Raw genomic sequence first — 7801 nt, forward strand, 5'->3', positions numbered from 1 at the left:
AAGTCATACCTCGCACATAGAGCGTCTGAAAGGCTCCATAGCTGGTATTCATTCTTACACCGGGTAAAAATTTCACAGCATCTTCAATATTTGAGATTCCTCTTATTTCGAGATCTTTGTAAGAAACTGTACTTACTGACATTGGTAGATATTGTAAAGGAACATTCAGTTTTCCTATCTCTACTTTCTTTTTGGATGTTCCGAGTATCTCAACTTCCTGGATAGAATATACAGTATCGGTCATACTTTTGTTCTGAGCAAAAGTATTTACGGAAAATATTATGATAATTATTATATAAAGTATACGTTTCATAAACATTAGTAAAAAATATTAGCTTTTTAAGTGTCCTATAGATAAACCTTTAGTATTCAGGTGTTATCTTTTCTCCCGTTTTTTCATATATGGATTTTTTCTCCATTATATCGATTTTACGATGAGTAGTTATAAATTGTAGATGAGATAAATATATTTCCCTGATTTTAGGGTTTTCTCCTAGCCCCTGAAGGTTTTCAGTTACAGATAAACCTTCTTTTTTAAGATTTTCGACCCAATCTCCAGCAATATCATTCTTTGCATGTTCTCCGGCTACAAACATAAATGGCATAAGAACAACCTCTTTCAAGCCCGAATCCTTTAATTGTGCTAAAACATCATCAAATTCGGGATAGCCTTCTACAGTTCCTACAAAGCAGTTTGTATGCCCCTTCGCTTTAAGCATATAATCGAGCATCGCATATTGGGCTGTAGTAGCATCATAAGTTCCATGTCCGACCCATATATAGGCAACATTTTTTTTATTTTCTACGGTTAAAACCTTTATAACTTCTTCGTAGTCTTGTGGAGAATAAAGCAATGGCGTACCTATACGTACATCCTTAAACAGTCCGCTCACATCTTCTACATTTTTGTACAAAGATTCCATTTCCACTCCATCGATAATAGTGGAAGACTGTATTAATATATGTGTGTATCCATCAGCATGAAGTTGTTTTAAAGCTTCTAATGGATTCACTTTATAGATACCACGTACAGAAAGCCTTTTGATAACAATACGTGAAGAATATGCTTCTCTTACTTCAATGGAAGGGAAAACTTGTTTCACCTGATTATTTAAAGCTTCTATTGTCAGTTCGCGAGTGTCGTCATGAGTAGTACCAAAATGAACTATCAGAATAGCAGCTTTATCGTTTGCCTGCATACTTTTAAAAATATCAGAATACTCGTAACTACCTCCACTATGTGCAAATGTTGCAACAGTGGTAAATAGTATCATAATATATAATAAAATCCTTTTCATAATATCTCTTCATCTAATGATTTGAAATAGCTTAATTTATTATCTGTGAATAAATTCGGATGAAATATTTTTGCCATGTCTTTCAATATAGAATCGGGATGAATCGGCAAATCCTCAAAATAATGGACTCTGCCGGTATTACATCCCCATATCTGTTTTTTATTAAAAGCACCAAACTGGGCATATATTTTATCTTCTTGTTTCAACCTATTATATGTGAAATCTTCTTCTCGATTGTACTTCAACAGCCAGATATCAGCCAATCCTGCTTTGTCGAGTACCATTTCGGCAGACAAGCGTGTCGATCCGGTTGAATTATCATCATTCCAAACGTATTCGCCTCCCGCATCACGTATCAGATTTGCCAGATAGCTTTTTCCTCCAGCAATTCGCCATGTTTTACCAAATTTCAGGTCGTTGAATACTGTTGGTTTATTAGATGCATTCTTTACCCTATCTTTTATTTCATTGTATCTGCGTTCTGTTTCTTGGAAAAGCGAGTCGGCTAGCGCTTTTTTTCCGTAAAACAATGCATGGAAGCGTATCCATTCGGCACGACCGAGAGCAGTATCTTCCATATAGTCAGTAGTAGCAATGATAGGAATTCTTAACTTATCCAAATAGCCCATGCCGGTTTCCATCGCTGATACAATAAGTGCAGATGGCATCAGATTGATTAATTGTTCAACATCCGGTTTATGCATACTGCCCAAATCTATAATCTTTCCGGCTTTCAATCGTTCTTGGATATAAGGCAGGTCTATATATTTGGCCTGACAGACCCCTGTTATACGATGATGTTCATCTATTTCTTGCAACATACTACATTGAATCGTAGAAAAAGCGATCACAGTTGGCAATGGTACTTTTACGATAGTTCCTTTAGGCAGGTTCGTCGGAATTTCTTTATCACGATCAATTAATATATATCGGTAGAGAGTACGCACTGTATCCCAAGGGTCACGTACGGTTACCAATTTGTAATCTTCATATTGTTCTACATTGAATCCACGAGCATGTCTTAGCTGATATTTTTCAATATTTTCATTCTCCTTATTCCCGATCGAAGAACAGGAATAAAGAATTGAGCAGAAAACAAAGAGGTATAATAAGTTTGAAGATTTCATAAACAATCTTACTTACTAAACTTAATTTTCAGGCTGGCATAAAATGTACGTCCGGGTGATAAAGTCGCATAATTGCGGTTGAAAGGTTTATCATCTACAAAGTCAAAGATATTTTCAATACCTAAACCCGGTTCAAATACAAGACCATTTATACTCTTGAATGTATGACGTGTAGCAAAGTTCCATAATTGATAAGCACGTGCATCATCACCATCATCATAATATCTACGGCTTTGCAGGCGTCCGTTTAAATTAAAATTTGACTTGAATAACCCGAAATCTTTAAACCAATTCAGGTTAACATTTCCTGTATGACGACTTATACGTTGAAGACGCTTACCTGTATCTAGGTCTTTAGCATTCACATAACTATATCCTCCTCCTAAGGTAAGGTTATAACCAAGGTATGAATTAAAAGTAAAGTCTACACCTTGAATACGAGATCTACCTATATTATGATACGATGATTTCTTATTATATCCTTCAGCTATTTCTTCAGGTGTTAATTCTATTTCATATGTGTCGATTTTGTTTTTAAGGTTGTTAACATAACCTGTAACAGCCAATGAAAGAAAATCCTTTATATATTCAGCATTGACAGAATAATAGTTTGAGCTTTCGGGCTTCAGATCTTTATTCCCTACACTTAAAGTGGTTTTACCTTTGCTGGTAACTTCAGTTTTCATGAATAACTGTTTTAAGTCAGGTGTTTTAAAACCTGTAGCGTATGATACTCTGAAATTGAAATCATTAAGAGTATACATCGCGCTGACTTTAGGTGTAACCCTGTTTTTGAAGGTTTCATTGTATATATATCTAACTCCGGGAACAATATTCAGCTTTCCGAAAAGATTTATTTCATCCTGAGCATAAAAAGCCAATGTATAAACATTTCTGGAACCTCCGATGCTATCTGCCGGAGCATATAGGTTGTCTACCTTGTACTCTGACCCTACAGTTACTTTATTGAACTTTCCGGCGTTGAATGTACCTTTCAAATTTACATTATTGTACTTCTGCCTTCTCACAAATTCTTCATCTCCCGGCATAAATGTGACACCGTTTTTGTCTTTGGTTTCTTTCAGGTAAGCTTTAAAATATTCAAAACGGTCGGTATTCCAGTCTAATGAAATCAAACCATTATTTTTCAATAAATATTTTGCACCGGCACCAAACGAATAGTCGACATATTTCATATCGAACCCATAAGCACTTACAGGTCGTTTAAACTTTTTGTCGAAAAGACTTCCCTCTACATACATGCTCAATTCTTTTGTCGCTTTATAACCAAAACGCTGGCTGAAAACATCTGAATAGAAGCGTAACATGGCTTGTTTATCCGTATCTACTTCTTCATCGTTTATTATTTCCTTTTTATTAAGTTGCCAACCGTCAGCCTGATTTCGCTGAAAAGAAGTAGAGGAGGAGAAACCTCCTACATTCAAGTACAGGTTAGCATTTTGAGTAAATTGTCCATACTCAGAGAGGCGTGTCTCTGTAGAGAAGTTCACCAAATCTTTTGGCTTATTGGTTATAATATTAATAACTCCAGCTATTGCATCCGAACCATATAAAGAAGAGGCGGCTCCTTTCAAGACTTCTATACGCTTGATATTTCCCATATCAATGCGGTTCAGATCGACGTTACCACCCACATCGCCCCCAAGCTTTTTTCCATCGACTAACACAAGTATATATCTATTACTTAATCCATTCAGCTGCATATACGAACCCATTGCATTAGGAGTGAATGACATAGAGGGATTTAAGGCAATCATGGCATTTTCGAAGGTAGGAATATTCGTGTTTTGGAGTTCCCTCTGAGAAATAACATCTATTGCAACGGGCGAGTTTTTAAGTTTGTTGATTGTGCCGGTACCTGTTACTACTACTTCATTCAGTTTAAGAGGGGAATGTTTCATACGAATAAGGATGTTGTCATTAGATCTGTTTATTGTCTCACGAGCTCCATTATAATCCAGTGCACTAATTCTTAGAAGATTATTACCTTCCGGGATTTTTTCAAGACTAAACTCACCCTTCAAATCTGTGGATGTTCCAATGGTTGTGTACTCAATCCATACGCTGGCGCCAGCGATCGGCTTTTCATTTTCATCAACAACTCTTCCGCGCAAGCTCAACTGAGCGAACGAAATACTTGCAATACAGCATAGCAATGCTGTTAGCATAATTCTTAGTTTCATTAAAAAAGAAGTATAATGTTAGTTAATTATATTCCTGACCCCGGGAATATCTATTAATTTATGCTAGGCAGGTTTCCTGACTTGTTCCATTTTGAGAGGCCTTCCCATCATTGTGACAGTGGCAGTGGTGATACTCAAAATTTTATGGAATTCACAGTAGCGGGCACTGTTTCGGATTCTGACCGAATTCCCTTTTATGCAACAGACGAATGTCTGAATACATCACCTAAGCGGCTTCAAAGGTAATTGAAAAAAAATAGGATTAAAAAGAATTCTTAAAAAATATATTTTCTTGGTAAAATTCATTTCATTGATGGCTTTTTATACTTTTGCTGAAAATAAAACCAGATTACTCATGAAAGAGATTTCCAGCTTTCTTATAGCTGCGCCAAGTTCGGGTTCAGGAAAAACAACGGTTACTTTAGGCTTATTGAGAGCATTAAAGAACAGAGGGCTTAAAGTACAACCATTTAAGTGTGGACCAGATTATATAGATACCAAATATCATGATATGGCTTCAGGTAAAAAGTCGGTTAATCTCGATTTATTCTTATCAACAGAGAATCACGTCAGATATCTGTACTCAAAATACGCATCAGGAAATGATGCTTGTATTACTGAAGGAGTGATGGGGCTATTTGATGGATATGACAAGATGAAAGGAAGCAGTGCCGAAATTGCAGGACTATTGAATATCCCTGTTGTTATGGTTATAAATGCCAAATCTATGGCATATTCAGCAGCTCCGTTATTGTATGGATTCAAAGAATTTTATGAAAAGATAAATGTCTTAGGAGTAATTTTTAACTATGTTGGATCCGAAAGTCATTATAAATTTCTCGCAGATGCTTGCCACGATGTCGGTATAGTCCCATTAGGCTACCTGCCTAAAAATGAAAATCTGACTGTGCCTTCACGTCATTTGGGATTAAGTATCGATCAAGATTTTCTTCTAGATGACTTTGCTAATATTGCCGCATCAATTGTAGAAAAACATATTGATATTGATAAATTGCTATCATATACGCAAGTCAAAATAGGAAATCCAGAATTACATCGAATTAAAGAACATTCCTCTCTGAATCTGAAAATAGCAGTTGCAGCCGACGAAGCCTTCAATTTTATGTATCATGAAAATATAGAATATTTAAGAAAAATAGGAGAGGTGACCTTCTTTAGTCCTTTAACAGACAGATATTTGCCAAAGTCAGATTTTGTTTATTTCCCGGGAGGATATCCTGAATTATATGCAAAACAGCTAAGCGAAAATAAACTGCTACATAGGGCTATTAAGGATTATGCGGAAAATGGAGGAAATATTCTTGCAGAATGTGGTGGAATGATGTATCTGTCTTCATCTATAGCAGATAAGGATGGGATAGAATATCCAATGGTAGATATTTTCAAGCAAAAGGCTTCAATGGAAAACATGAAGCTTAAATTAGGATACCGTCAATTTGAATATAATAGTATAACTATTAGAGGACACGAATTTCATTATTCACATATTGAAAATAACATGGAAAGTATAACGCAGCAGTATAATGCAAAGGAGGTTCCAGTAGATACAAAGTTATTACGCTACAAAAATGTAATTGCAGGATATACTCATATATATTGGGCTGAGATGGAGAATTTGTTACATTTATTTAAGTGATAAAAGTGTAGTTTGTATCAAGTGCACCAACTCTGATGATTGGTTACAACTCATAATAACATAGTTTATCATATGTATCGATATATAAGTTTTTTTATCAGTTCTATTGCATAAACCGTTATAGAAAGTTATAATCTGAGAATATATCATCAAGAAATTATATTTACTTATTACCTTTAATTCTCAAATTAATTAAATAATGAAACAAATTTTTATTAGTGCAGTATTATTCATGACTGCCTTTACTCTAAATGCACAAAAATTTAATGTAGGAACGTATAATGTTAGAAATGACAATTCATCCGATGTGGGTAATATGTGGAAAGATCGCTTTCCGTATATTGCAAAGTTAGTACAGTATCACGACTTTGATTTCTTTGGAACTCAGGAGGCTTTACCGAATCAATTAAAGGATATGAAAATTGCTCTACCCGGTTATGATTATTACGGGGAGGGAAGAGACGGTAACGGACAAGGGGAGCATTCCGCAATATTTTACAAAACAGACAAATACAGAGTACTGAGTAATGGAGACTTCTGGTTGTCTGCCACACCTAATGTACCTTCTAAAAGTTGGGATGCTCCTTGTTGCAACCGTATTTGTACATGGGTTGAATTACAGGATATCAAATCAGGCAAGAGCTTCTTCGTTTTCAGTGCTCATTATGATTATGAAAAAGATTATGCACGCAACGAAAGTAGTAAATTGATATTGACTAAAATCAAAGAAATAGTAGGGGATAATCCCGTCATATTTATGGGAGACCTAAATGGAGGAATGGATAGTTCTTGGGCTCAGCTTCTTAATAACTCGGAAGTCTTAAGAGATACCTATTATGATGTTGAACAACCGTATGCCAATAACTCGTCATATAATGCTTGGGGAAAGCCTCTTGAAGAATTAGACAATTTAGATAGAGCTATTATAAGCAACAACGAAATATTGGATCATATCTATTTCAGTAAGCACTTTAAGACAAAAAGATGGGGAATGTTAACTGATACTTATAACATCGGCAAATTTCCTTCAGATCATTTTCCGATATTAGTAAATGCAGAATGGGCTAATTAGGTTAATTTTAAAGGAAAGAAATCGGAATATTTATTTCTGTCCTCTTACAGTATAGATATAATGTAAACATTTTTTTTCTGTATCCTGTTAAATAAGAAAACTTAAGACCTTTTATAAATAACATAATTCCAGTTATGGAAAGAAATAAAATAAGGGAGCGTTTAATCTTAAAACCTTTTGGCTTAGAATATATAGACCAATTTAATGAATTGTTGCGTTATGTATTTCTAGACCTGATTTTATGAGATCATTCATCAAACCAAGGTTTGCATATTCAGGATATGTACCTACTCCTGTTAACCCTCCCATTGAAAATATTTTCCCATGAATATTTACTTGACAGGGATAAATACATAATTGAGAGATTAGCTGATCATCATTAAACCATCCAATAACATCTGCATTCTTGAGAATGGGACGTTTAGACTTTACAATCTCGCCAT

The 7801-nt window shown here is 35.1% G+C and carries 7 protein-coding genes and 1 riboswitch; of the genes, 2 read left to right on the forward strand and 5 right to left on the reverse strand.

Going from position 1 to position 7801, the window contains the following annotated elements; all coding sequences use genetic code 11:
• The 4 genes from LDB17_RS06080 to LDB17_RS06095 form a co-directional block, all read right to left on the reverse strand.
• Positions 1-313, reverse strand: a 313-nt coding sequence (locus tag LDB17_RS06080) for a TonB-dependent receptor plug domain-containing protein (protein ID WP_393924936.1), incomplete at its 3' end; no start/stop codon positions are given.
• A gap of 49 nt (positions 314-362) precedes the next feature.
• The gene (locus LDB17_RS06085; RefSeq protein ID WP_252637385.1) at positions 363-1298 is read right to left on the reverse strand and encodes a sirohydrochlorin cobaltochelatase; all 936 of its coding nucleotides are present in this window, start codon (positions 1296-1298) and stop codon (positions 363-365) included.
• Positions 1295-2425 (reverse strand): ABC transporter substrate-binding protein, encoded by a 1131-nt coding sequence (locus tag LDB17_RS06090; RefSeq protein ID WP_252637387.1) that lies wholly within the window; start codon positions 2423-2425, stop codon positions 1295-1297. Before LDB17_RS06090 ends, LDB17_RS06085 begins: the two co-directional genes overlap by 4 nt.
• 8 nt (positions 2426-2433) lie before the next feature.
• The gene (locus LDB17_RS06095) at positions 2434-4629 is read right to left on the reverse strand and encodes a TonB-dependent receptor (RefSeq protein ID WP_252637388.1); all 2196 of its coding nucleotides are present in this window, start codon (positions 4627-4629) and stop codon (positions 2434-2436) included.
• 48 nt (positions 4630-4677) lie between these two features.
• Positions 4678-4874: riboswitch (cobalamin riboswitch) on the reverse strand.
• A gap of 68 nt (positions 4875-4942) precedes the next feature.
• Here LDB17_RS06095 and LDB17_RS06100 point away from each other — a divergent pair.
• A complete protein-coding gene (locus LDB17_RS06100) occupies positions 4943-6286 on the forward strand; it encodes a cobyrinate a,c-diamide synthase (RefSeq protein WP_252637523.1) in 1344 nt (447 codons plus the stop codon).
• A gap of 199 nt (positions 6287-6485) precedes the next feature.
• Positions 6486-7358: an endonuclease/exonuclease/phosphatase family protein gene (locus LDB17_RS06105; protein ID WP_252637390.1), complete on the forward strand. Its 873-nt coding sequence runs from the start codon at positions 6486-6488 to the stop codon at positions 7356-7358.
• Between the two features lie 201 nt (positions 7359-7559).
• On the opposite strand, the gene LDB17_RS06110 is transcribed toward LDB17_RS06105, so the two are convergent.
• Positions 7560-7801, reverse strand: a 242-nt coding sequence (locus LDB17_RS06110) for a GNAT family N-acetyltransferase (RefSeq protein ID WP_393924937.1), incomplete at its 5' end; no start/stop codon positions are given.

Origin of the sequence: Dysgonomonas sp. Shenzhen-Wh21 (genome assembly GCF_043392705.1) — a bacterium.
Classification (GTDB): Bacteria; Bacteroidota; Bacteroidia; order Bacteroidales; family Dysgonomonadaceae; genus Dysgonomonas.